Origin of the sequence: Candidatus Liberibacter africanus PTSAPSY (assembly GCF_001021085.1) — a bacterium.
In the GTDB taxonomy this organism is placed as follows: domain Bacteria; phylum Pseudomonadota; class Alphaproteobacteria; order Rhizobiales; family Rhizobiaceae; genus Liberibacter; species Liberibacter africanus.
Genome location: NZ_CP004021.1, coordinates 369,772 through 395,208, shown reverse-complemented (window position 1 = coordinate 395,208; position 25,437 = coordinate 369,772). Strand labels below are relative to the sequence as shown.

Genomic DNA, 25,437 nt, shown 5'->3' with positions numbered 1-25,437 from the left:
GAAGGGTTTTTAATATATCGTTATGAGTCAGATTTATAAAATGATAAGCAATAATGTATCTGTATGCTACGGGGAGAAACGTGCTTTATTTGATATAAACCTGAAAATTCCTAAGAATTCAGTGATGGCGTTAATAGGTCCTTCAGGGTGTGGAAAATCAACTTTTCTGCGTTGTTTAAATCGGATGAATGAAACAATCGATAATTGTTATTTTACTGGTGAAATTATTTTAGATGGAGAAAATATTTATCAATCTTCTGTTGATGTTGTGAGATTGCGTGCTCGGGTTGGGATGGTATTTCAAAGGCCCAATCCTTTTCCAAAATCTATATACGATAATGTAGCATATGGACCACGAATACATGGCCTAGGAAATAATAAAGAAGATATAGATCAAATTGTAGAAATGAGCTTGAAAAAGGCAGGATTATTTAATGAGGTTAAGGATAGACTTTTTCACGATGCCTTGCTTCTTTCTGGGGGGCAACAACAACGTGTTTGTATTGCGCGCGCTTTGGCGGTTAACCCTGAAGTTATTTTGATGGATGAGCCTTGTTCTGCGCTTGATCCGATTGCTACAGCTTCTGTAGAGGAATTAATTCATGAATTACGCGAGAATTTTACTATTGTTATCGTAACACATTCGATGCAACAAGCAGCTCGTGTATCACAGCGAGCTGCTATGTTTCATATGGGGCATCTAGTGGAAGAAGATAATACTGATAAAATGTTTACGGCTCCATCTGATCGGCGAACTCAGGATTATATCATGGGGCGTTTTGGTTAATAGGGCGATTAGTAATTCATTTTATTTTTTAAAAAGGAGTAGAATATGTCGTGTCATATATTGTCTGCATACGATGAAGAGTTAGATTTTATCTCTAAACGGATTGTAGAAATGGGGATGATGTCTAGAAAGATGGTTGATTCTTCAGTGCGATCTTTTATTGGAGGGGATGTTGTTCTTGCGCATAAAGTCATTGATGAAGATATTATTCTAGATCAATTAGAGAGGGATATAGGAGATAAGGCAATTATAACAATTGCTAAACGTCAGCCAATGGCATCTGATTTACGTGAGATAGTTGGGTCAATTAAAATAGCGGCTGATTTGGAGCGTATTGGAGATTTGGCTAAAAATACTGCAAAACGTGTTTTGGCTTTGCAGATGTTCGGTGTTCCTAAAAAGTTAGTTTGGACTATTGAGCCATTAGCAGCATTGTCGTTAGATCAGATATCTGAGATATTGGATGCTTATGGTAGTAGGTCAACAGAAAAAATGCAATCGATTTGTAATCGTGATGGTGAATTAGATGCTATGCATACGTCATTGTTTCGAGAATTGTTGACGTATATGATGGAAGATCCACGTCAGATCACATTATGCACCCATCTGCTTTTTTGTTCTAAAAACATTGAACGCATTGGAGATCATGTTACCAACATCGCAGAAACTATACATTACATGACTACAGGTATACAACCATATAAAGAGCGCTTAAGAAAAGAAGATATCTAATATATCTCCTATACTTCGATAAAATACAGTGTTTAGATGCGTTTTTATTTCCTTCCCTTTTGTGAGGAAAGGAACGTATGTTTTTTTGAAAAAAGATATAGGATATATTTGCGTGAAAATCATTTATCTGTTTGCTTTTTGTTATTGTCCTCTGTGTTCGCAGATACAGAGTTTTTTTCTACGGGATCTTGGATTTTTTCTTTAGAAACGCTTACTAAAGCAGGGCGGAGGACACGTTCATTTATAGCATATCCATCTTGGATTACTTTTATTACGGTATTAGCAGGGATTGTATCATTGTGCTCTTCAAGCATAGCTTGATGCATATTTGGATTAAACTTTTGATTTTCAGCATCAATTTTTTTAACACCATATTTTTCCAACGTTGAAACCATCTCACGTTTGGTCATTTCTATACCATCAATCAATGATTTAAATGAATTCACATTATTTTTTTCGCTATCTAGGTTAATAGAATCGATTGCACGAGAAAGGTTGTCCGAAACAGCAAGCATATCACGTGCGAATGCTGCTATTGAATAAGATTGAGCATCTTGTATTTCTCTATCGGTTCGACGACGTAGATTTTCCATGTCTGCAATAACTCGCAGATATTTATCGCGATATTCTTCTAATTTATTCGTTGCTTCTTCAAGAGGATTAACATCAGATTCTTCATTTAAAGAATTTGGATTTTTTTCTTTTTCAGTTTTTTGTTCACTCATGAAAGTCTCCATTTTTTTATTGGATTGATTTTGTAAATTTAAAAGATTCCTTTGATAAGGTTCTACATTTATGATTATCGTGCGATTTCACTTCACAGTCTAAAAGAACTATATTCAGACAACAATTGTCGATCAATGATTACAAAAAATGATTTTAACCTAATTTTCTATGATTGTGTGAAAGTGAGTTGTACCATGATAGTCAATATTTTTTAAGTATCACCTTTGCATTACCGCCTTTATATGCTAGCGCATTTTTAGATAGTTCATATCATAGCAAAAAGTCAAAATATTCTAGTGAGATAGATTAATCGTTTTTATTTTGATAATCATTCCTTTCATGTTAATTTTATTTTAAAACATCATGTTCAATATACTATAGAGATTTGACGGTTTCACAAAACATAAATGTCTATAACGATTTGTGTCAAAGAATAGTTAAGAGTATAGTGTATAGGTCACAAGAAAATCAAGATGAGGATTCTAATATTCTCACATCTTCTAACATAGATAATGCAGAGATGAAGCATTCTGCTAAGAGTGATTTTGACCGAGAAATTGTAACTTTGCACGTTGAGTCGTTGTTTCGTGTTTCTCCAATTTTACCGCTTTTTGTTTTGCTTGTCGCTAACATAGGGACTTGGTTTACTCAAAATCCTATACTTCCTATATGGTCTCTTATAACATTGGCGGTGTATGCTGCGAATCTTTCATTAGGTCAAAAGGTACTGGATAGCGATATCAAAGTAGGAAGGGTATATGTATGGCGTATATGGCTTCTTATAGGACAGATTGCCATCGGATTATGTTGGACTCTTTTGACACTGATTGAGCCAGGTACGTGGACACCAGAATATTTGACAATTTATAAAAGTGCGACTCTACTCATTGCTTTGTCAATTAGCGCATTGTCCAATTTTATGCTACCGTATGCTGTTTTCTTATCATTTTTCCCAGTTATAGTAGCGCTTAGCACGCAAGCAATTATGAGTATGCATGTTTTGGATATCAGTCTTGCTGGAATGCTTGTTATGGCACTATCTTTTTTCACTTATATAACCTATCATTTGTTTAAATCTAACGTGAAAATTCTTTCTTGTCAGGCTGAGAAAGATGATCTTATCACCGAATTAGAAGTGGCAAAATCTCTTTCAGATGAGACAAGAAAACGCGCAGAAGAAGCAAATCTTGCTAAATCTCGTTTTCTTGCATCGATGTCGCATGAATTAAGAACTCCTTTGAATGCTATTTTAGGATTTTCGGAAGTGATGGGATTAGAGACAATGGGTCCGCTGAACAATGAGATTTACAAAGAATATATTGGAGATATTCATCGTTCTGGGCAGCATCTTTTAAATCTTATTAATGAAATATTGGATCTTTCGCGGATTGAAGCAGGACGATACGAGCTTACTGAATCTTCTATATCTCTTGTTGATATTGTGCATGAGTGTGTAATTATGTTGCAGTTGAGAGCACAAGAAAAAAATATTGAAATATTGCAAAAAACGGACCTGACTCTTTCTCCTGTATGGGCTGATGAAAAAGGCATGCGACAGGTCATCCTAAATCTTCTTTCTAATGCTGTAAAGTTTACTTCTACTGGTGGGAGAGTGCATGTGACAGCTGGTTGGACTTCTGGAGGAGGGCAATATATTTCTATAAAAGATAATGGTCCAGGAATATCCGAAGGGGAAATGCCGATTGTTTTATCTTCTTTTGGGCAAGGGTCTATAGCCATTAATAGCGCTGAACAAGGAGTTGGGCTTGGTCTTCCTATAGTACAATCTATTATAGCTAATCATGGTGGTAAATTCCTCATTAAGTCGCAATTACGGGAAGGGGTTGAGGTAATTGCTATCCTCCCAAATACTCGTGTTCTGGATATTGCTCCTGAGAACGATCATAAGAAAAAAGAATATTCTCAATGTAAATATTATGCATAGGTAGGATTAATATTTTTTCATAATGAATTTTTCCTTAGGATGATTTACAATGTTTTGGGAATCTTTAGTATAGTTTTTATATAAACTTCTTTTATTGCAATTTATGGTCAAAAGAATTTTAGATGTATTTATTGTAGTTTTAATTGTTTTTGAAGATCTTCTATGTGATCATTGTGTTGTAATGAGTATTTTGCTCTATTTAAATTATAGGATTTTATAGTTGATTATATAAGAGAGATTTAATAGATATTTTCAACAATCTGTGTACTATTATATGGTATAATTGCGAATCTTATTGTTCAACTTTTAGTTTGATATCAATTGCTGTGATTTTGGTTTGTATTTTTTATTTTTGATTTAGGAGTAGAGTTGTTCAATATGTTTAAAATTAATATTTTATCCATTAGGAGTGTTTTTGTTTCGGCACTAATACTAATGTTTGTCATTATGGGTTGTTTGTGTTTTGCTGCGGAGGCTCGGGTTGTGCCTGGAGTAGATCTTTCTACCGTTGTGGCACGTGTTTCCCCTTCTGTTGTATCCGTTTTTATTAAGCCAAAGAAAAAATTATTGGAAAAAGAGTTGTTGGAATTTTATGGTTTTGGTAATCTTCCTGAAGATCATCCTTTGAGACATTATTTCCAAAATTTTTTACCGGATGAAGGGCGTGGATCTTCAGATAGACTGGAATCAGTTACTGCTGGATCTGGTTTCTTTATTACTGATGACGGTTATATTATTACAAACAATCATGTTATTGAGGATGGCGCTAGTTTTAGTGTTGTTCTTTCAGATGAGACAGAATTGCCTGCTCAGATTGTTGGCACAGATATATTTTCTGATTTAGCTATATTAAAAGTAAAAAGCGATAAAAAATTTGTTCCTGTAGAGTTTGAAGATATGAGTAATGTTCGTCTTGGGGAAACAGTATTTACTATTGGAAATCCTTTAGGGTTACGTGGAAGTGTCAATGCTGGAATCGTTTCCGCACTTGATCGCTATTTATCTGGTAAACCAGGAAGCTTCATACAAATTGATGCGCCGATAAATAAAGGAAACTCTGGAGGACCTTGTTTTAATTCTTCGGGACGTGTAATAGGCGTAAATAATTTAATTCTCACTATGGGTTCTTCTAATGCAAATATGGGGATTGGTTTTATTGTCCCGGCATCAACTGTTAAAAAATCTATTCCTTCTTTAATTTCAAAAGGAAGTGTGGATCATGGATGGGTTGGTCTCCATATGCAAAATTTAACACAAGAATTAGCTACTCCGATCGGTTTAAAAGGGACCAAGGGTTTCTTGGTTTTATCTGTTGTCACGGGATCTCCAGCAGATAAGGTAGATATCCAAGAAGGTGATGTTATCTGTGCGCTTAATGGAAAAGAGATAAAAGATGTACAACATTTTGCATGGCAGATTTCTTCTCGTTCCCCTAAAGAACAAGTAGAGCTTTCTCTCTGTAAAGAAGGAAACAAACGTTCTATTACTGTGGTTTTAGGAACTTATCCTGTAGAAAAAAATGATGTGCGTTCAGAACGTAAGCTATCTGGTACGAAAGAATTACTAGGAATGATATTGCAAGATGTTCATGATGGGGATAAGAAAACCGTTCGGATTGTTTCTTTAGATTCTAATTTAGAAGCAGAACAAAAAGGTATCCAAAAAGGGATGGATATTATATCTGTTAATACTAAGCAAGTTGTTTGTATAAAAGATGTTGAGCTTCTTATAAGGCAGGCGAAAGAAAAGAAGACTGATTCTGTTCTGTTAAAGGTTAAGGATAGTAGTGGTGATGTGCGACCCAATAATAAGATTGACAATGCGGGATGGTTTGTGTCGTTAAAAATTAAATAATCAAAAGAAACTCTGTATACAATTTTGGGATATTATGTACTGTTATAATTCCTCATTTTGTTGCAGAGTTTATGTGTTCTTTTTTTTAAATTATTGATATATTTTCCCTTTATGCGTCGCATTTTTAGGTGTTTTCCCGATGCATATGTATACAGGTTTTTTTCTTTCTTGATAAGCAATATGAATATAAAAGCATGCTCTTGGCTGGCTTATTCTCCAACAACGAGAGTTATATGCAATCCAATATTCTATAAACCCTTTGGTTATTGATTTTATATTTTTAGTTCTATTAGTCAATAAGGCGTGTATTGCTATTCCTTGCAATACTTGAGCAAGTGATTTTATCTTTTTTTCTTTTCTATCGTGTTTTAAAACATCTTCTAGAAATTGATTTTCGAATATCATTGATTAGCCTATATGCTTTATAAAATCTGAATCACTATCCTTGTGGTGTGATGATATATAAAGACTGTGAATATAGAGTAAAAAATTTTTGAATATTAAAATGGTAATTTGCTTAAACTAACAAGAATTGTTTCAATTTTTAAATATACATTACGTTTTACATGTCAGAAAATATTTAACTATTATTTGAGATATTATTTTTATTTTCCTTAATATATTATTCTATCCTTTATTTTTATTGAGAGGTGTGGATGCATTAGGGTTTTTTTTAGATTTATGTAACGAACTCCTTATTTTTTGTATCATCATAGATTTTTTATGGGATGAATATATAGGATCATCATTTATATTCTTTTTTTTGTGGTTTAATATTTTCTTATTCAAAAATGAATTAATAAGTTGTAATGCTTTTTGATCTCTTTTCTGATAAGTTGGCATTCCCATAACAACAGCAACTATTGAATGATCTTTATCTTGTAATGAGACGACAATGTTAAAACCTGAATTTCGTGTATATCCGGTTTTTATCCCATCTATGCCTTGCATTTTATTAAGTAACTTATTGTGATTGAGAATAATTCTATTTTTGTATCTGAAGTTATTAATTGAAAAATACTTATAATATTCTGGGAATTTTTTGCGAAGCATTATGCCAAGGGTTGCTTGATCACGGGCTGTTGTTACTTGGTTTTTGTCATGTAGTCCACTAGCATTTTTATAAATAGTATGGTTCATGCCAATTTTTTTTGCTTTTTTAGACATGAGCATTGCAAATTTTTGTTCTGAACCGCTAATAAATTCTCCAAAAGCTGTAGAAACATCGTTAGCAGAACGTGTAATTAGTGCTAAAATTCCTTGCTCTACAGTAAAATAAGTATTTTCCTTTAAATGGAGTTTGGAAGGGTTTTGTTTAGCGGCTGTTCGAGATACTGGTATTTGTGTATGTAAGTGGATTTTTTTTGATTTTAGCTGTTCAAAAACAATATAAAGAGTCATCATTTTTGTTAGAGATGCTGGATATCGTAATTCATCTTGCTGAAATCCATCTGTTTTTTTTTCTTTTACATCAATTATGAAGCTAGAATATTGTGATTTTGCGTATATTTTGGATGTCCCGCTCAATATTATTGTAGAGAAAAGAAGTGTTTTCCATAATATTTTTATATATTTTTGTATGTAGATAGATCTGTATGATGATACATATTCTATTTTTTTTTGCTGAAGGGTGGTTTTTTTGTTGTAGGGTTTGTACATTCTGTTTTTAAGTAAGAAAAATAATTTTTGAAAAATTTAGACCATGAATCGATCTATGAAATAACTACATAATTATTGCAATGGGAATCTTTTATGTGTGTATGTTCGGTTCTCAACTATAAAAATACCATTAATGGTATCAATCTCCCTACAATTTCAATATCGTATAGCATAATTGTTAATTTCATCAATAATTATAAATAATTCATTATATCGTAAATTACTATATCTCAAATTACTGAAAATTATTAATTGCCTTAGCACAATGCCATTAAAATATATGATATTTGCACGTAATTTTCCTTTTAATAATACATTTTTTATCAAAATGATACAGTATTTAAATTAAAAACTTATTTTCATCACAAGTATATGAGAACATAATATTATTATTTATTTTTTGAAAAATCATTAGGTGGAATATGCGATTATTATACAATTACTATTTTTACGGTGTAGCGTAGGTTCGATATTAATAGTTTATGTGTTGATGATTAGTATAAGCCGATGTGTTTTTTTACAGTGAAGTTTTTCATTAGTAAATAATTAAAATTTTATGTATATTAAAAAATAGGATTTTAACGGTGATGAGAGGCAATACACATGAAATTATGTAGAAAGGGTGCCAAATGTTGCGAGATATTCCTATACTGTAATGAGTTCAAAAAATTTATTGCTCGTGGGAACATGATAGATCTTTCCGTAGGTATTATAGTTGGAGGGGCCTTTAATCGTGTTGTTCAATCTATTGTTGAAGATATTATGATGCCAATTATAGGTTTTATTATGGGGAACGGGACTAATTTTTCCAATTATTTTTTTCCTTTGGGATCAGGGATTACATCCTCTATGATTTCTGAGGCACGTAAACAAGGAGCTGTATTGGCTTATGGAAGTTTTATTAGTGTGCTAGTCAATTTTCTTATTATAGCAATAGTAGTTTTTGTTCTTATAAAATTTGTGAATAATTTAATTAAGAAGCCAGATGATTCCAAAACCCCAGCCGATGTACAATTACTGACTGAAATTCGTGATTTATTAAAAAAATAACTGATAATCATTCTTCCTTTTTTATGGCATATAACTATTCTGGAAGGGATTTGTATTTTTTTCAATTCCATCCCAGAATAGTGAGGCTATATCATTTCCACCACTTTGATGGATTTCACGTATGCAAGTTGGTGAAGTAATGTTAATTTCTGTGATATGATCACCGATTATATCAATTCCAGTGAAGAAAAGTCCGCGTTTGCGTAAGCTTTCTCCGATACGGTTACATATGTCTTGATCGTTTTGCGTTAGTTGTATTAGTTCGGTTTTCCCCCCAGCATGAATATTAGAACGATTATCGACTTCAGAAGGTATGCGATTAATGGCGCCGACGGGTTCTCCGTTTAGCAGAAGAATACGTTTATCTCCTTTCCTTACTTGGGGCAAGTAAGATTGTACAACAAGGGGCTCGGGATATTTTTCGAAGAGCATTTCTATTAAGGAAGAGAAATTACGGTCTCCTGGGGTCATGCGGAATACGCCTATGCCACCGTTGCCATATAAAGGTTTGATAATGACATCTTTCATTTCTAAGTAAAATTGGGTAATTTGATGAATATCTCGAGAAATGAGAGTAGGGGGCATCAATTCTGAAAATTCAGTGACAAAAATTTTTTCAGGAGAATTTCGTATCCAAAAAGGATTATTCACTATTCGTGTTTTGTAATTTATTTTTTCCAGAAGATATGTACTGGTAATATAATGCATATTAAATGGAGGGTCTTGACGTATTAGTATGACATCCATTTGCGAGAGATCAACATTATTTTCTTCTCCAAGAGAGTAGTATTGCTCTTTTTGGTCATATAAGGAAAGCAATTGCGTCTTTGCGTAAACTTTATTATCACGTATATAAAGTTGATCTGGTGTATAGTGAAACAGCTGATATTTGCGTTTTTGTGCTTCTAACGCTATTGCAAATGTTGAATCTTTCTCTGCCTTGATGGTCGAGATGTGATCCATTTGAATTGCGACTTTATGAATTTTTTTCATGAATGAAACTTGAATTTACTTCTTAAAATAAAGGGGAATGCATCAGGAAGCAACTTAATAATGTCACCATTATACTCATAAATTTATGTTATGACAATAAAACATTTGATGGATTTTTTTGGAATCGTTGTCACGAATATATTTTGCATATTTACCGCGTTATTTCTTAATTTTTATCGTTAGAAAATGCCTGATTAGATTATGGTTTTGCTAGATATATTTACTTTTATTAAAAAATGTCACTTTCGCACAAGCTTATATCCATAGGTTAACAAAAAGTTAAGTGTGTAGACCATTGTATTCAGTGGGAAAAAAGTGGCTATTGTAGATCAAGTATTACAATTTTTCAAAAGTGGAACGTCTTTAGGACGGACGCGGATATTAATTTTATCTTCGGCAATCCTAATTTCCATAATTTTATTTATAGTGGCGGGGCTTTTTATAAGTAGTCCACATTATGATAATCTTTATGTAAAATTAGAGTCTTCCGATGTTAATAAAATATCTATTGCGTTATCAGAGGCTAATATAGATTTTCGAGTTTCTGATAATGGTTCCAGTATTTCAGTGCCTTATAATATGGTAGGTAAGGCACGTATTCATCTTGCTGATAAGGGATTACCCAATAGTTCTAGCAATTCTGGCTATGAACTTTTTGATAAAGTAAATTCTTTTGGTTTGACTTCATTTATGCAAGAGATTACACGAGTGCGTGCGCTTGAGGGAGAAATTGCCCGTACTATTCAAGATATTTCTGGAATTGCATCTGCGCGTGTACATATTGTGATGCCTGATATGGGCAGTTTTAGGAAGATTGGAATTAAACCAACAGCTTCAGTGATGATTCGAGCTATTAATCCATCTGTTTATAAATCAGCTGAAGCAATTAGGCACCTTGTTGCTGCCGCAGTTCCAAATCTTGATATTGATGATGTGACAGTTCTTGATTCTACGGGGAAATTATTGGGTTCTAGTGAATTAGAAAGAAATACTTTTGGGAAGTCTCTAAGTATAGTACAGGCTGTCCAAAATGAAATTGAAATGAATATTAATAAGTCTCTAGCGTCTTTTTTGGGGGTAGATAATTTTCGATCGGCCGTAGTAGCTGAATTAAATACTGATGTACAGCAAATTAAGGAAACAGTTTATGATCCTGATTCTAGGGTAGAACGTTCTGTTCATCTATCTAAAGATTTTCAAAGATCAGAAACTAATCAACCAGAGTCTGCTGTCACTGTTGAGCAAAATATTCCTCATATCCCTGACAGGAAAATTCCCCTTCCTCATTCGTTAGAAAATACGGATAAAAAGGAGGAGCAAAGTAATTATGAAATTAATACAAAAAATATTTTTACCACCCACAATAATTATAAATTAGAGCGTTTATCAATTGCGGTTGTAGTGAATAAAGGGCGTCTTGTAGAAATATTAGGCCAATCTGCTGAGCCAGGTAAGATTGATTCTTATCTATCTGATATAAATAAAATAGTTTCTGCCGCGGCAGGGATTAGTTCCAAGCGTGGTGATACCATTACTATTACATCGATGGATTTTTTGAATAATCAATTATTAAATCCTGTTGTTGATCAAGTGAGTTTCTTGAATATTTTATCGCGGAATTTCTCGTTGATTGTCAATGCGTTAATTGTTCTATCCGTCATAGCACTTGTGGCTTTTTTAGGGGTATATGTATTACGTAGAATCAAGAATATGGATGGCATAAAAGAAGAAGAGGCAGGGATAAAGCCTCTCTTAGAAACTCCTTCTATTGCTTCTACAGTGGATACAGGAGATGGTTTATCTTTAGATTCTGATGGTCAAGATATTTTTTCATATAGGGATCATTTGAAATATCGGATTAATAGTTATGTTAGCAATCAATCTGATCAGCGTCTTTTGCATATGATTGAAATAAATGAAGAACGCTTTGCTAAAATTCTTCGAAAATGGGCTAGATCTGAAATAGAAAGCCGATATACTCAACATATTAGCCAGGATACTGTTTTTTAATTGATTTTTAATGACCATATTATGGAATAATTAGGTGTTTATTGTATCATTTTATAACATTTTTTACTGCTCGTTAATGACTCTTTGGAAAAGAGTGGTATAATTGTTAAATATAGTTTTTATATTTGTTTTTTATAGGTTGACAGTTATTTTTTGTAATTCAATTTCTTTCTGATTTTTAGACTTTTTATCTTAAACCAATAAGTGGAATTTTTATACAAGATAGAAAATATTCATTTTCCTCATGTGAAACATGTGGGCAACAAATGTGATTTTGACTGATATTAAAACGTCATATCTTTGAAAGTAATTTGCATCATGAATTTCGAAATGCAGCAGGTGAATATTGTTTTAAATAGAGAAGATGAACAACGAACATCTGTTGTATCACATCTTCCAACACGCAGTGATTTGTTGGCACGTATGATTCCTTTAGATTGTACGGTTTCTTGGACAATGAGAATGTATGCACTTACCGAGTATGTTGGGGCGAGCCATTTCTTATTAGTACGATGGGATCTTTTTCAAGAACAAAAATTAGATTCTATAGTGAGTTCTGATTGGCCGTTTGATTTAGTTCGATGCATGGCATTAAGTGAAAAAGAGAAATACTATAATGTTTTACAACGGCCAACAGAGTTGTTTTGTCCTGTTTTTCATACTCTTCCAGAAAATGTAGATCTTCCTTCTGGTATGGATAATCGTTATTGTGCTCTTACATTTGATGTGGCTCGGATACGTATTGGGTTGATGTTATTGTTTCCTAAAGGGCGTGTCATTTTACGGGATCGTTTGTGGGAAATAGGTTTGCTTGCTGCTTATCAAGCGAATGTTTTCAAAAATTATGATGTACATTTGGGTAAGGATTTTGAATTAACAGGGCGTGAAATTGAATGTTTAACCTGGATTTCAGAAGGAAAAACCAGTGATGAGATAGCTGTTATACTTGGTATATCTCGCAATACTGTCAACAACTATATTGCGAGCATTATGCGTAAAACAGCCACAAAAACTAGATCTGGAGCGATAGCGTATGCTGTGCGTAACAATATTGTTTAAGTGAATTTTTACAAATTAACCAAATAATTTTGAGGTAAGAAACTTGTCCGAAAATATGTCTACAGAAAAAAAATCGTTTAGTCTGTTGGAACTCTCTACGAGGTTAAGTCTAATACAAAATAGAATCAAAGCAAGAAATTTTGTTTTGTATACGATTAATTGTGCTTTAGATTTTCCAAGACGTCAGCAACTTGTTTGTGAATTGCATAATTATGATGCGGATAGTAGTGATGTTTCAAATATTTTGATTGAAACATATGGAGACGATTTTTTATTTCACTTTAATTCAGGGCTTTTACCAATAATATGGCAAAGTATGAGTATACAGGAAGAAAATTTGATTGAATCATCAGGGAATTTGTCGGTAAGATTAGAGCGAGGATTATTGCCATTTTCAGGCATTGCTTTTCCTGTTAGTCTTGGTTTCCATAAAAATGGATATGTTGTTTTTACTGCAGAATGTCTTATGCTTTCTAACGAAGTCATTGTTGAGGCACATGGCGCTTGTTATCAGGTAATAATGGATTTTTTAGCGCTTTTTAAAAAGCGTTCTTCTGCGAATAGAAATCTTACAGAACGAGAAACTTCGTGTTTACAGTTAGCAGGAGATGGTTATACAAGTGAAGAGATTGCCGAAAAACTAGGATTGTCAATACACACGGTTAATGCATATCTTGGATCAGCAACGGTTAAGTTAGATTCCGTCAATCGCATTCAAGCAATTGCGAAAGCGATTCGTTTTGGATATATTAACTGATTTTTTTCTACTCCAAGAATTAATTAATTTTTCCTATGGTATATTTTATGTATTAATTGTGCAACTGCTTTGTAAAAAACTGGCGGTATAGTACTGTTGATAGGTACTTGTTTAAATAAAGATCTCGCTAATAACGGCTCTTCAAATATAGGTATGTTTTTTTCAGAGGCAATTTTACGCATTTTTTGGGCAATTAAATTTTGTCCCTTAGCGACTAGAACTGGCGCATCATTTTCTGTTTGTATGTATCGTAATGCTAAAGCATAATGTGTCGGATTAGTTATAATAAGCGTTGCGCGGGATGTAGCTTCTACCATTCGATGTCGCATTCTAGATCGTGCAATGAATTTCTGACGACTTTTAATCATAGGATTCCCATATGATTGTTTTATTTCGTCTTTTATTTCTTGTTTAGACATTTTTAGTTTCAAATACCATTGGTAATAAGTCCATCCGACATCTAAAATTGTTAATATCGCTATGAATAGTAAGATAATGATTAGTACTTTGCGTATTGTGAAAAAAGTATTGTATAATATTAATTGGGGATTAGAAGTTATGAAATCCACCATTGTGAAATAATTATTTTTTAGAGAAATTACAATGATAGTTCCTACTAGTGTTATCTTCGCAAGTGATTTGATAAAGTTCATCAAATTATTAACGCTGTAAATTCTTTTTATTCCTTCACGGAATGATATTCTTTTGAATGATGGCTGTATATGATTCCAGTTAAGAGCTGGGATTCTTTGTATTAAGTAAGATCCAATGCCAAATGTTATCAAAAGCAATAGTCCAGGGATAACTAATTTGCCAGCACTTAAACATAAATTTACTAAAAGAGGAACTAGAGAGGATGTACCTTCTAATTTTCGTTGTGTAGCGCTTGCAAGCAAAATGTGCAGATCATATGTTAAACTATAGGTCCCTGAGGAAAAGAAAAACAATAAATAAATTAGGCATGCTAGGATTGAGGAAAATAAATATGCTTCACGTGAAATAGGCGCATCGCCTTGGTTGAGTGCGTCCTCAATTCTTTTAGGAGAAGGGGGTTCTGTTTTATTGTCAGAATTATTATTTTCAGACAAATTTATTTCCTATCATATTTTTGATGCTTTTTAATTCTTTATGCAACGTTATTATTATTCCTTGTAGATATGATTTTGTAGCGCTATTTTATTGCTTTTTAAAAGGGAAATCGCTTCTTGTACTATAGAACGGCGAGCAAAAGCAATTTCTCGTGGGGCTATGTGAGAATCGTTGAGGCTAATATTTTCTTCTATCATTTTACGTTGACGATTACTAAGGCAATGAAGTATTTTACTTTGTGTTTCTTTAGAAGAGCCATGTATAGCTTTCCCTAATACTTCAAGTGATATATTATTTAATACAATAGATAGGTCTTGAGGTGATAAGGAGATCAAATCCTCAAAGAGGAATACTTTAGGACGCACTTTATCGAAGGCTTCTTTGCTTTCTTCTTGTAAGGAGTTGAGAAGTTTATCAACTTGAGGTTTTTCTAGTTCATTAATAAGACTGGCTACCTTTTCTGATCCAGATGTACTGGTATGGGAATTTGTTTGAGAGATCATTTCTACGATGCATTTTTCTATAGTTTCCTGCATATAAGGATTTATTTTCTGCAAGTTGACGGTACGTTTCATAATATCAGCATGTATTTTATTGGGAAATTGTAATAAAACATTGGCTCCAATTGATGGTGGCATCATAGATAGTACATAAGCGGTGGTTTGAGGATGTTCTTTCGACAAAAAATTCGCGATAGCAGTAGGGTCTATTTCTTTCAAGTGATCCCATGTAGAATTATCATTATCTTGAAAGATATCTGATTTATTGAGCAATCGATCCATCTCATTTGGTTCCAAGCCTTCTTTTAAAATACTTTCTATATTTTTAGAATTTTCTGTAAGTCCAATCCCTGCAATAAAAAGAGATTCAAATTCATCGATGATATCTTCTAGATCTTCTGGTGGTATTTCTGGTAATAATTTTGCGGAAGAAACGATTTCTTTTAATTCAGCATGTGTAAAATATTTTAAAAGTTTGCCAGAAACTTTTTTCTCCATGGCTAAAAGAATAGCGGTTGCTTTGTCTTTTTGTGTGAGAGGAATTTGTGACATTTCTTTATAGATGTTTCTAAAAGATACTGTGTCTTCTTTTGTTTTGTTCAAGACTGATATGCCTTCTTATCAAGTTAATTATGTGATTTTAATATGCAAAATATTGTGTTAAAAAGATTCTACCTATAATTTGTAATCTCTAATATTCGAACTCCAAAGTGCATATCATCCTCTTCCATAATTGTTATTTCTCCCTTTGCAATTCTTTGATTATTTACTGTAATATCTATAGGTTCTCCTACTCGTTTATCGAGCGTGATGACATCTCCTTTAGATAAGTTGATGAGATTAGAAATTTGCATATCACAAGATCCCAATATAATTTGAATGTTTACTGGAATATTCAAGATCATATCTAAATTATTCGTAGATTTTTCAAGTATATTATTTGAATCAAGTGATATTTGTTCTGAGATATTATCAAAATCATCTTCTTGAATGAGTTTTTCACTATTATCATCTGAAGAAGAGTTATTAGTATCTGGTAAATGATTATCAATATCCATTATTTTACTTTCTAAGTAATATTTATGAAAAATTATCTTTTATTTTTTATGTAAAAAATTTTCAAAAATTTCTTGATCAAAATTTATTCTATCCTTTACGCGGACTGTATAATTTTTGCCAATGCGACCTAATTCACAGGAATAAATTTCTTTACCATTGGCACTTAAAATGGCGCACTTCTTGTCTTTATTCAAAAAGGGGATAACTTGTCCTATTTTTAGCTCTAGAATATCTTTTAATTTGATTTTTTGGAGATCAATACGGGTATCAATATTTACTTTTAATTGATATCTTTGATTAATCGATGAGTCATTTAAATCTTCCGTTTTATTTTTTAATTTATCGTGTGAAGAAGGTATTAGCACTGTTTTGATTAATGCTTCTTGAGGTATGATGAGGGCAAATGAGCAGATGATATCTGCTATATTCATAGTCATATTTATTGTTGTAACGAATTCATTTGACAGTTTAGTTGTGCTTTTCTTCAAAAAATCAATGTCATAAAATTCATTGATATGAGTAACTCTATCTTGAGAAGTGGATATACATTGATGAATAACGGTGGATATTTGGTCTATAATTCGCTTTGCTAGTTTTTTTTCGACAGTTGATAAAGGGCGATTATGTGGTTTTTGTGTTTTTTCGGGAGGTGCTTCAAGTAGATATTCAAGGAGTGTAATCACCAGATTATTGCTACATCCCATGAAAAAATTACATGACCATCCACGTAAAGAAGCTAGATGAAAAACGAAGTTTTCTTTGAACGAGTTGATGGCATGAGAAAATTTTCCTGAATGACAGTTAACATAAGATATATCTATGTCGACATCCATATTCTCTTTGAATATTTTCGGAAGAAATTGAGTGTATGCATATCCCAAGTTAGATGATATTTTCTCAATAGTTTTTTTATCCCCTAGTTTACCTGTAAGGCGAGCGAGTAGTATAGGATGTAATGGAGATATATTTTTCCCATGCATATTTTAAGATGCCTGCGTATTATGGTTATACTGTAGAACTTCCTGTTCTACAATTTCTATGGAAGGTCTTTCAGATAAAGGTAAGACTTTGCGCCCATACTCGATGGCTACTTGAGGTACAGCTCCGTTCATATAAGCAATAAGTGTTTTTTTCACCATGATATACAATCGATGCTGTCTTAATTTAGTGGATTTGATCTGTGCAATAAGGGGATTGCATACGCAATATGAGAGTAAAATCCCTAAAAGCGTTCCAGTTAATGATACTCCGATTGCTGCTCCCAGTATTTTAGGTGATTGTGATAAATTACCCATAGCTTTGATAATGCCCAATATAGCGCCTATTATTCCAATGGCAGGAAAGGATTCACTCATGTGGGACATTGCATGATAAGTTTTCAACTTTTCATATAATATTATATCAAGTTCTTCATCCATTAGATTTTCAATTTCATAGCTTCTAGCGTTTCCAATAATTAGCATTCTGATATAATCACAGATGAAAGTTGTTAATTCATGGTTTTCTAGAATTGTCGGTATAGAATTGAATATCGTTGAGTTGTACGGATCGTCTATATGATTTTCAATTTCATTTCGAGATCCTTTTTTTAAATTGTACATTAAGATATAAAGTAATTTTAGGATGTTGCAGTAGGTACTTTGGTCAATAGTTTTATAGCCAAATGTTTCTAATACGGATATTCCTGAATCCTTGATAATTTTCAGAGGGTTTGCCATTACAAATCCTCCCAATCCAGCTCCTGCTACAATTATTATTTCAAATGGTTGGATTAAAATGTTTATATTTCCGCCCATGGCGTAAAACCCACCTATAATACATAAAATTGTTATCAATAATCCTATGATTGTATTCATTAGTCATACTCAAGTTGGGATTTTTCTATTACTACCAAAATATGGGTTTAGACTTGTGTGAAGCTATTATTAGATAAATATCGTTTTATGAGATCAACAGTCTTGCACAAGTATTCAAAGTATATTGCTTATTTTAAAGATTAAAAATTGGGAACAGTAATAAATGCAGACATCGTTTAATGTTGGGCTTTCTGCACAACTCGCTTTAGAAAAGAGACTTTCTACTGTAGCAAATAACCTTTCCAATGCAAATATTACGGGTTTTCGTACAACTAAAGTGAAATTTTCTGAAGTTATAAGTTCTATTAAAAATAATATAGATCAAAAAGTTTCTTTTGTTTCACAAGGAAATGAATATCTTGCAAGACAATCTGGATCTGTCAAAAGTACTGGAGAAAAATTAGATTTTGCTCTAGAAGGAGATGCTTGGTTTGCCTTGGAGAGTCCTGGAGGCATTATTTTGACTCGAGATGGTCGTTTTAAGCTGACAGATGAAGGAATGTTAGTTTCAGCAAGTGGAAAATATCCTGTTCTTGATATGGAAGGTATACCGATTCAAATATCTCAAAAAGATGAGGAATTTGAAGTAGGGGGTGAAGGTAAGATTGTTCAAAAAGGTAAAGTGATTGCGACTATGGGACTCTATTCTTGTGATATATCGGAGGGTTTTGTTCGTCGTGAGAATAGTGGGATATCCCCTAATATCTCTCCAACGCCTATTACAGATTTTTCTGAAGTATCGGTTAAACGAGGTTTTTTAGAAGATTCTAACGCTAATTCTATGTATGAGATGGGTCAAATGATTCATTTAACGCAGAAGTTTAATTCTATTACTACATTAATAGATGAGGGTGAACGATCTATGATAGAGGCGATCAAGATTCTCGCATCTTAACCATATTTTATACTATAATATTATCAAAAATATATGCAGAAAAAGCTGGTAAAATTAGCACAATTAGCTGAGGATTATTCTAATAATTTAGTGGTCCAAGGTGGTTATGTAAGTAGCATTATGCCTGTTTATTATACGGTTACAGGTTTGTCACAATACGTTTGTTTGGGGGACTTCGTTGTTCATCAAGGGAAATATTCTGATAATTTAGGTCAGGTGATCCGTATTGATCTTGGTGTTGTATATATTTGTCCCATAGAATTAGGGGAAGCAATAAGTTTAGGAGATTTAGTCTTTTGCCGAGGACCTTTTCGAATTTATCCTAGTGAATGTTGGTGTGGGCGTGTCATAAATGCATTAGGAAAACCTATTGATGGGGATGCTGTATTAAAAAAAGGTGCTTTCCCGATGGAGATTATCTCAAAAGTTCCGCCTGCTATGAATCGTCAACGGGTTGAAAAGGGTTTTAAAACGGGAATACGTGTTATTGATCTATTTACCCCACTTTGTTATGGACAGCGGATTGGTGTTTTTGCCGGCTCTGGAATCGGCAAGTCCACTCTGTTGTCAATGTTTGCGAAATCTGACTGTGCTGATAAAGTTGTGATATCTTTAGTAGGGGAACGCGGTCGTGAAGTACGTGAATTTGTTGAAGATTATCTTGGAGATAATTTAAAAAAATCAGTTGTGGTGGTGGCAACAAGTGATGAGAGTCCAATTATTCGTAAAATGGCACCGTTCACAGCTGTTACTATTGCGGAGTATTTCTGTTCTAAAGGGGATAATGTATTACTAATATTAGATAGTATTACAAGATTTGCGCATTCCATACGAGAAATTGCGATAAATTCTGGAGAGTTGCCAGTGACACGAGGATATCCTACTTCAGTATTTTCTGAATTACCTCGTCTTTTAGAGCGTGTCGGGCCTCGTGAAAAAGATAAGGCAAATATTACAGCAATTATTTCAGTTTTGGTGGATGGAGATGATCATAATGATCCGATAGCGGATGCTGTGCGGAGCATTCTTGATGGGCATATTGTTTTAGACCGTTCTTTGGCAGAAGAAGGGCGTTATCCACCTGTAGATCCCCTTGCATCGGTTTCTCGTCTTTCTGATAAGGTATGGAGTGTTGATGAGAAAAAATTAGTTTCTTCTTTAATAAGTTTGATCCATCGATTTGAGCAGACTCGAGATATACGACTAATAGGTGGATATCGTCCTGGAGTTGATCTCATTCTTGATAAAGCTGTTCATCATGTGCCTATTATTTATGATTTTTTAAAACAATCTCCTTCGGATTTGTCTTTGGAAGATGTTTTCCTTGCAATAACAAAAAAATTACAATTACAGTCTGATTCTAGTAATTAAAGTATATAATACAGTAGTGTATTTCAATTATTTAACTATAGAATTTATTCCATCATATTGTAAAAATTTGTTCTTTAATCGCAATGTATGTACTGATTTTCAGATTGTTTTTTGACGTTAACAGTAGTGCCGTATTGTAAGTCAGATATATAATCAATCAACTATAATAGCTCTGGGATGCTGACTAGTTGTTAAAAATATTATTGTTGAATTGCTTAATTTTTTCTTAAGAAATAGGGGATTTTTCAGTTCCACACAAGATTATCAATGTAGATATTGTCTTAAGAAGATTATGGGGAATGACAATTATGTTGCCAGTTCTATTTTTTCAATTTGCGTCGCAACATGCGAATTGGTTGTCTGAGAGACAGAAACTTGTATCCGAAAATATCGCTAATGCCAGCACTCCAAATTATCGAGCTAAAGATGTCGATTCTTTTGCAACGATTTTTAATCAGAGTGTGGGTATGGCTCGGACTCATGCAGCACATTTAGAAGGCTCACATTCTAGCGGATTGCGTTGGAATTCCCATGTTATTCAAGCCCCATTAGATCAGACAATCGGAGTACAAGTGTCTGGGAATAATGTGGGAATCGCAAACGAGTTGTATAAATCTGGACATATTAAGAGTGAATATGATTTGAATGCTAAATTAGTAAAGAAACTAAATTCCATGATGATTCATGTGGCAAGAGGGTAAGATTATGGATTTTTTAATTGCTTCTTCTGAGGTTGCAAATTCAGGCTTATCTGTGCAGGCAGCGCGAATGCATGTCATATCCGAAAACATTGCTAATGCTCGGACTACTAGTAGTGTTGCCGGTTCTGATCCATATCGACGTAAAGTTATTTCTTTTGAGGAAGTAATGCGCGGGAATGGTGGCGTTCGAGTAAAGAAAGTAGGTGTAGATAAATCTCCTTTTATTGAGGAGTTTGATGCTGGACATCCTGCGGCAAATGCGAGTGGCATGGTCAAGTATCCGAATATCAACGTAATGGTTGAGACAGCAGATATGAGAGAAACTAATCGTTTATATATGGCCAACCTTCAGTCAATAAAGCAGTCACGCGATATGATAAATACAACGTTAGATCTTTTGAGGGATTAATAATGATTGAACAAATTCAAGGACCCATTAATTTCGTTTCGCATATCGATGCTATTGAAACACCACCGTATTTCACAAACAGTGCAGATGAAAATAGTGGCGCTTCTTCTATCAGTTTCTCTTCTTTATTACAAGACATGGCTGGAGAAGCGATTGGTAATATCAAGAAAGCAGAGGATTCTTCTTTTTCCGTTTTGCAGGGGAAAACATCCATGAGAGAAGCGGCAGATTATATTATGCAAGCCGAACGAGTTTTAAACTTATCGATAGCTTTGCGGGATAAAGTTCTTTCAGCTGTCGGAGAAGTTTCTAAAATGCAAATATAGTAACTAATAGGGATTGTGAAAATGAAAGCATTTATGATTGCGGCAGCTGGTATGTCTGCACAACAGACTAATCTTGAAATAATCGCCAATAATATCGCTAATATTAATACTACAGCTTATAAGAGAGCTCGTGCGGAATTTTCTGATTTTCTTTACCAGGCAGACAAAGTGGCAGGATCTCCCAGCCAATCTGCAGATAAAGCTGTGGTTCCAGAAGGAATTAATATAGGAAGTGGAGTGCATATTTCATCTGTACGAAATGTTTATACTCAGGGAGAAGTAGTGAATACTGGGAATCATCTAGATCTTGCATTGTTTGGGCGAGGTTGGTTTCAAGTAGAAACTCCGGATAAAAATGTTATGTATACGCGGGCAGGATCTTTTAATAAAGATTCAAAAGGACAATTAGTCACTGCTGATGGAAATGTTTTAATCCCCGGAATTATCATACCTGAAGAAGCTAAGGAAATAAAAGTTTCTAGATCTGGAGAAGTTCTAGCTTTAATGGGGAATGGATATGATTTTCAACCTTTAGGGCAGATACTGATTGCAAATTTTGTTAATGAAGCAGGGCTTCGTAATATCGGTGATAATCTTTTAGCAAAAACATCTGTATCAGGAGATCCCATAATATCTCATCCTGATGATATCGGTTTTGGGCATATTAGGCAGGGTTATTTGGAATCATCTAATGTTGATGCTGTGAAAGAAATTTCTGAGATGATATCTGCCCAGCGTGCTTATGAGATGAATTCTAAAGTGATAGAGGCAGCAGACGAGATGTCTTCTTTGGTTACTAAAATGCGATAATCATTTGGGGATTAGGCATGGCATGTTATTGCGTGAGATTATTATCTGTTTTTTCTCTTTATATGCTTTGTTTTAATAGCGTATTTTCTAAGGAAATAGATCGTACCGTTGTTCCTTCTGTAGTTATTGCTGCAGGAGAGGTGATAAATGACTTTCAACTCAAAGAAGTAGAAGTTACAAACCCAAATATTAAAGGGAGTTATGCGCGTTCTATTAAAGATGTGGTGGGACTGGTAACGCGGCGTACTTTATTACCGGATCATATTATACCTCTTTCAGTATTACATCGTCCTTATGTTATTTTTCGTGGAACTAAAGTGCGTCTCATTCTTCTTAAAGGGAATATGACGATATCTACTTTTGGTATTGCACTTTCAGATGCAAGTATTGGAGATGTTGTCTCTGTGAGAAACAGTGACACTGGAGTGATAGTTTCTGGAAGTGCGGAGGATTCTAACACAGTGCGTATTGTGGCAAAATGATTTTTCGGGTAGTTGCTTTAATTTTTTCTTTTATTGTATTGAACGATGTATCGGTAGCACGATCTTTGTCTCGTATAAAAGATATCGTTTCCTTACAATCAGGTAGAGACAATCAATTGATTGGATATGGTCTTGTTGTAGGGCTTCAAGGAACAGGGGATAGTCTGCGTTCATCTGCTTTTACAGAACAGTCAATGCGTTCTTTATTGCAAAATTTTGGCATATCTTCTCCAGGAGGAAAGTTAGGATCTAAAAATATAGCTGCGGTTATGGTAACAGCTGATTTGCCTCCTTTTGCGAGTCCTGGAAGTCGGATTGATGTTTCAATTAATTCATTAGGGGATTCGACTTCTTTGCGTGGTGGAATTTTAGTAATGACGTCTCTTTTGGGGGCGGATGGTAATATTTATGCGGTAGCACAAGGAGCAGTAATTGTTTCCGGACTATTCGTTAAAGGACAATATTCTTCTGTTATGGAGGGTATATCTACAAGCGGGAAAATTGTGAATGGCGCAATTGTTGAGAGAGAATTGCCCAAGAAATTTAGAGATTCTGTTGACCTTGTTTTACAATTACGTAATCCAGATTTCTCTACTGCAATACAGATTGCTGATCAAATTAATTCTTACTCGTTAAATCGTTTTAGTAAACCAATTGCAGAAGCATATGATTCGCGTACGGTGAAAATTTCTAAGCCTGAAAACATTGATCTAACTAGATTAATGTCCGAAATTGAAATGCTCACGGTCAAGACAGATGTGTCTGCTAGAGTGATTATAAATGAACGTAGTGGAACTATTGTGATAGGAGAAAACGTAAGAATTTCTAAGGTTATCGTTAGTTATGGTAATTTAACAGTGCAGATTACTGAAAACAAACGTGTAGTTCAACCCAATTCTATATTACCCGGACAACCTATGACTGAGGATAGTACGGATCTCCAGGTATCTAATTCGAAAGGGTCTTTTTCCTTGATTGATGCTCCGGATCTGAACAGTCTCATATCGGGTATGAATAGTATAGGATTGAAGACAGATGGCATTATTTCCATTCTTCAAGGTATTAAAGCGGCAGGCGCCCTTCAAGCAGAAATTATAATTCAATGATCATTCTACCTATTATTTATTATTTTAAAAAGCAAGATATGCTATCACAATTTTTATTTTTACTATTCTTTTTCATACCAGGTTTTACTAATCATAGTCATGGATCTTCTTTTCCTGAAGATAAAGAGATTCAGAAATATTGTACTAATGTAATTAATTTAGTGCAAGAACGTGATTATTTATTTCAGAAACAAGTATTAGAAGATCTACAAAAAGATATAGAAAAACGGATAATAATATTAGAAAATCGTAAAAACGAATATGATTTATGGTTTAAAAAGTATGAGAGTTTTATTGCGTCATACAATAAGAATATTTTAGATATTTATAAAAAAATGGATTCTGAATCTGCTGCGCTTCAATTAGAACAGTTAGATCCTGATATATCTTCTCATATTCTCATGCGTCTTTCTCCGCGTCATTCTAGTTCTATTATGTCTAAAATGAATCCTAAATCAGCAACTATGATCACTAATATTGTAGCTAATATGCTTAAGTTAAAGAAATCACAAAGATCTACATGATGTATCGTTACTCTTTTATTGTTTTAAACAGTGTCTTTTTGTTATTTGGATGTCATTTTAGTGGTATTTCTGAAATGATCAGTATTCCACAAATGAGTCCAATGGGATCGTCTTTACATAAAGATAATCGTTCTATTTTGTCTGGAATTCATTTTAAAAATCCCCGCGCAACGAAGAAAAGTTACTCTTTATGGAGAGACTCTCATTCTACTCTTTTTAAAGATTCTCGTGCACTCAGTGTAGGTGATATTTTAACAGTGGATATACGAATCGATGATCAAGCTGTTTTTGATAACAGAACAGGACGTAGTCGTAATAATTCTTTGGATAGGAAATTGTCAGGAGGTTTTTCTATTTTCAACAAAAATTCACCTTCAATTGGTGGTAATCTTAATTATGATGGTAATAGCTCTTCTTCAGGGAAAGGGTCTATTAGTAGAGCAGAGAAATTGAATCTTTTAATAGCTGCTATTGTTATAGAAATATTAGATAACGGGAACCTTATTATTAGTGGCTCGCAAGAAGTGCGTGTTAACGATGAAATTCGTAGTCTCAATGTGACTGGAATAGTACGACCTCAGGATGTTGATGCTCATAATAGTGTATCTTATGATAAGATTGCCGAAGCAAGAATTTCTTATGGTGGCAATGGTCGTACAACAGAAGTATTACAACCTCCTATCGGACATAAGTTAGTTGATAAATTTTCACCGCTCTAAGTTTAAGAAATGATCAAG

27 protein-coding genes are annotated in these 25,437 nt (G+C 33.7%); 18 read left to right on the top strand and 9 right to left on the bottom strand.

Features of this window, described 5'->3' with window-relative positions:
* The first annotated feature begins 22 nt into the window (after positions 1 to 22).
* Positions 23 to 787, top strand: coding sequence for a phosphate ABC transporter ATP-binding protein PstB (gene pstB / locus G293_RS01805; protein WP_047264056.1), 765 nt, complete (start codon positions 23 to 25; stop codon positions 785 to 787).
* Between the two features lie 45 nt (positions 788 to 832).
* Positions 833 to 1,519 (top strand): phosphate signaling complex protein PhoU, encoded by a 687-nt coding sequence (gene phoU, locus G293_RS01800; RefSeq protein ID WP_047264055.1) that lies wholly within the window; start codon positions 833 to 835, stop codon positions 1,517 to 1,519.
* A gap of 119 nt (positions 1,520 to 1,638) precedes the next feature.
* Here phoU and grpE read toward each other — a convergent pair whose 3' ends face one another.
* Positions 1,639 to 2,316 carry a nucleotide exchange factor GrpE gene (gene grpE / locus G293_RS01795; protein WP_280136110.1) on the bottom strand — a complete coding sequence of 226 codons (678 nt, stop codon included), beginning with the start codon at positions 2,314 to 2,316 and terminating at the stop codon, positions 1,639 to 1,641.
* A gap of 449 nt (positions 2,317 to 2,765) precedes the next feature.
* On the opposite strand from grpE, the gene G293_RS01790 reads away from it, so the two are divergent.
* Both G293_RS01790 and G293_RS01785 read left to right on the top strand, forming a co-directional pair.
* On the top strand, positions 2,766 to 4,190 hold the full coding sequence (locus G293_RS01790) for a sensor histidine kinase (protein WP_200897319.1): 1,425 nt from the start codon (positions 2,766 to 2,768) through the stop codon (positions 4,188 to 4,190).
* Positions 4,191 to 4,568: 378 nt separating this feature from the next.
* A complete protein-coding gene (locus G293_RS01785; protein ID WP_047264052.1) occupies positions 4,569 to 6,044 on the top strand; it encodes a trypsin-like peptidase domain-containing protein in 1,476 nt (491 codons plus the stop codon).
* Positions 6,045 to 6,134: 90 nt separating this feature from the next.
* On the opposite strand, the gene G293_RS01780 is transcribed toward G293_RS01785, so the two are convergent.
* Both G293_RS01780 and G293_RS01775 read right to left on the bottom strand, forming a co-directional pair.
* A complete protein-coding gene (locus G293_RS01780; protein ID WP_047264051.1) occupies positions 6,135 to 6,449 on the bottom strand; it encodes a hypothetical protein in 315 nt (104 codons plus the stop codon).
* Between the two features lie 222 nt (positions 6,450 to 6,671).
* On the bottom strand, positions 6,672 to 7,703 hold the full coding sequence (locus tag G293_RS01775) for a D-alanyl-D-alanine carboxypeptidase family protein (RefSeq protein ID WP_083965941.1): 1,032 nt from the start codon (positions 7,701 to 7,703) through the stop codon (positions 6,672 to 6,674).
* A 603-nt stretch (positions 7,704 to 8,306) separates the two neighbouring features.
* On the opposite strand from G293_RS01775, the gene mscL reads away from it, so the two are divergent.
* Positions 8,307 to 8,753 carry a large conductance mechanosensitive channel protein MscL gene (gene mscL, locus G293_RS01770; protein WP_047264050.1) on the top strand — a complete coding sequence of 149 codons (447 nt, stop codon included), beginning with the start codon at positions 8,307 to 8,309 and terminating at the stop codon, positions 8,751 to 8,753.
* A 21-nt stretch (positions 8,754 to 8,774) separates the two neighbouring features.
* Here the strand turns inward: mscL and gshB are convergent, their stop codons facing one another.
* A complete protein-coding gene (gene gshB / locus G293_RS01765) occupies positions 8,775 to 9,746 on the bottom strand; it encodes a glutathione synthase (RefSeq protein WP_047264049.1) in 972 nt (323 codons plus the stop codon).
* Between the two features lie 315 nt (positions 9,747 to 10,061).
* Between gshB and fliF the strand changes: the two genes are divergently transcribed.
* From fliF to G293_RS01750, 3 genes are all read left to right on the top strand, one after another.
* Positions 10,062 to 11,756 carry a flagellar basal-body MS-ring/collar protein FliF gene (gene fliF / locus G293_RS01760; protein WP_047264048.1) on the top strand — a complete coding sequence of 565 codons (1,695 nt, stop codon included), beginning with the start codon at positions 10,062 to 10,064 and terminating at the stop codon, positions 11,754 to 11,756.
* Between the two features lie 318 nt (positions 11,757 to 12,074).
* On the top strand, positions 12,075 to 12,815 hold the full coding sequence (visN, locus tag G293_RS01755) for a transcriptional regulator VisN (protein WP_047264047.1): 741 nt from the start codon (positions 12,075 to 12,077) through the stop codon (positions 12,813 to 12,815).
* Positions 12,816 to 12,858: 43 nt separating this feature from the next.
* Positions 12,859 to 13,572: a helix-turn-helix transcriptional regulator gene (locus G293_RS01750; RefSeq protein ID WP_052775007.1), complete on the top strand. Its 714-nt coding sequence runs from the start codon at positions 12,859 to 12,861 to the stop codon at positions 13,570 to 13,572.
* A 23-nt stretch (positions 13,573 to 13,595) separates the two neighbouring features.
* On the opposite strand, the gene G293_RS01745 is transcribed toward G293_RS01750, so the two are convergent.
* The 5 genes from G293_RS01745 to motA all read right to left on the bottom strand — a co-directional run bounded on the left by G293_RS01745 (position 13,596) and on the right by motA (position 18,076).
* Entirely contained in the window at positions 13,596 to 14,660 is a 1,065-nt protein-coding gene (locus G293_RS01745) for an EscU/YscU/HrcU family type III secretion system export apparatus switch protein (RefSeq protein WP_047264045.1), read from the bottom strand.
* A gap of 54 nt (positions 14,661 to 14,714) precedes the next feature.
* On the bottom strand, positions 14,715 to 15,713 hold the full coding sequence (locus tag G293_RS01740) for a flagellar motor switch protein FliG (RefSeq protein ID WP_047264668.1): 999 nt from the start codon (positions 15,711 to 15,713) through the stop codon (positions 14,715 to 14,717).
* A 119-nt stretch (positions 15,714 to 15,832) separates the two neighbouring features.
* The gene (gene fliN, locus G293_RS01735; protein WP_047264044.1) at positions 15,833 to 16,219 is read right to left on the bottom strand and encodes a flagellar motor switch protein FliN; all 387 of its coding nucleotides are present in this window, start codon (positions 16,217 to 16,219) and stop codon (positions 15,833 to 15,835) included.
* A gap of 39 nt (positions 16,220 to 16,258) precedes the next feature.
* Entirely contained in the window at positions 16,259 to 17,200 is a 942-nt protein-coding gene (locus G293_RS01730) for a FliM/FliN family flagellar motor switch protein (protein WP_047264043.1), read from the bottom strand.
* A gap of 3 nt (positions 17,201 to 17,203) precedes the next feature.
* The gene (gene motA, locus G293_RS01725; RefSeq protein ID WP_047264042.1) at positions 17,204 to 18,076 is read right to left on the bottom strand and encodes a flagellar motor stator protein MotA; all 873 of its coding nucleotides are present in this window, start codon (positions 18,074 to 18,076) and stop codon (positions 17,204 to 17,206) included.
* Positions 18,077 to 18,239: 163 nt separating this feature from the next.
* Here motA and flgF point away from each other — a divergent pair, with 163 nt between their 5' ends.
* From flgF to flgH, 10 genes are all read left to right on the top strand, one after another.
* Complete coding sequence (gene flgF, locus G293_RS01720) at positions 18,240 to 18,971, top strand: flagellar basal-body rod protein FlgF (RefSeq protein WP_047264041.1); 732 nt, start codon at positions 18,240 to 18,242, stop codon at positions 18,969 to 18,971.
* A gap of 33 nt (positions 18,972 to 19,004) precedes the next feature.
* Entirely contained in the window at positions 19,005 to 20,342 is a 1,338-nt protein-coding gene (locus G293_RS01715; RefSeq protein ID WP_047264040.1) for a flagellar protein export ATPase FliI, read from the top strand.
* A gap of 308 nt (positions 20,343 to 20,650) precedes the next feature.
* Positions 20,651 to 21,043, top strand: a complete 393-nt coding sequence (flgB, locus tag G293_RS01710) for a flagellar basal body rod protein FlgB (protein ID WP_047264039.1) — start codon at positions 20,651 to 20,653, stop codon at positions 21,041 to 21,043.
* Between the two features lie 4 nt (positions 21,044 to 21,047).
* Positions 21,048 to 21,452, top strand: coding sequence for a flagellar basal body rod protein FlgC (gene flgC / locus G293_RS01705; protein ID WP_047264038.1), 405 nt, complete (start codon positions 21,048 to 21,050; stop codon positions 21,450 to 21,452).
* 2 nt (positions 21,453 to 21,454) lie between these two features.
* The gene (fliE, locus tag G293_RS01700; RefSeq protein ID WP_200897314.1) at positions 21,455 to 21,778 is read left to right on the top strand and encodes a flagellar hook-basal body complex protein FliE; all 324 of its coding nucleotides are present in this window, start codon (positions 21,455 to 21,457) and stop codon (positions 21,776 to 21,778) included.
* Between the two features lie 21 nt (positions 21,779 to 21,799).
* On the top strand, positions 21,800 to 22,588 hold the full coding sequence (gene flgG, locus G293_RS01695) for a flagellar basal-body rod protein FlgG (protein WP_047264036.1): 789 nt from the start codon (positions 21,800 to 21,802) through the stop codon (positions 22,586 to 22,588).
* A 17-nt stretch (positions 22,589 to 22,605) separates the two neighbouring features.
* A complete protein-coding gene (gene flgA / locus G293_RS01690) occupies positions 22,606 to 23,070 on the top strand; it encodes a flagellar basal body P-ring formation chaperone FlgA (RefSeq protein ID WP_047264035.1) in 465 nt (154 codons plus the stop codon).
* A complete protein-coding gene (locus G293_RS01685; RefSeq protein ID WP_047264034.1) occupies positions 23,067 to 24,176 on the top strand; it encodes a flagellar basal body P-ring protein FlgI in 1,110 nt (369 codons plus the stop codon). The genes flgA and G293_RS01685 overlap by 4 nt, the downstream gene beginning before the upstream one ends.
* Positions 24,173 to 24,700, top strand: coding sequence for a MotE family protein (locus G293_RS01680; RefSeq protein ID WP_047264033.1), 528 nt, complete (start codon positions 24,173 to 24,175; stop codon positions 24,698 to 24,700). Before G293_RS01685 ends, G293_RS01680 begins: the two co-directional genes overlap by 4 nt.
* Positions 24,700 to 25,419 (top strand): flagellar basal body L-ring protein FlgH, encoded by a 720-nt coding sequence (flgH, locus tag G293_RS01675; protein ID WP_047264032.1) that lies wholly within the window; start codon positions 24,700 to 24,702, stop codon positions 25,417 to 25,419. The genes G293_RS01680 and flgH overlap by 1 nt, the downstream gene beginning before the upstream one ends.
* The last annotated feature ends 18 nt before the right edge of the window (positions 25,420 to 25,437 follow it).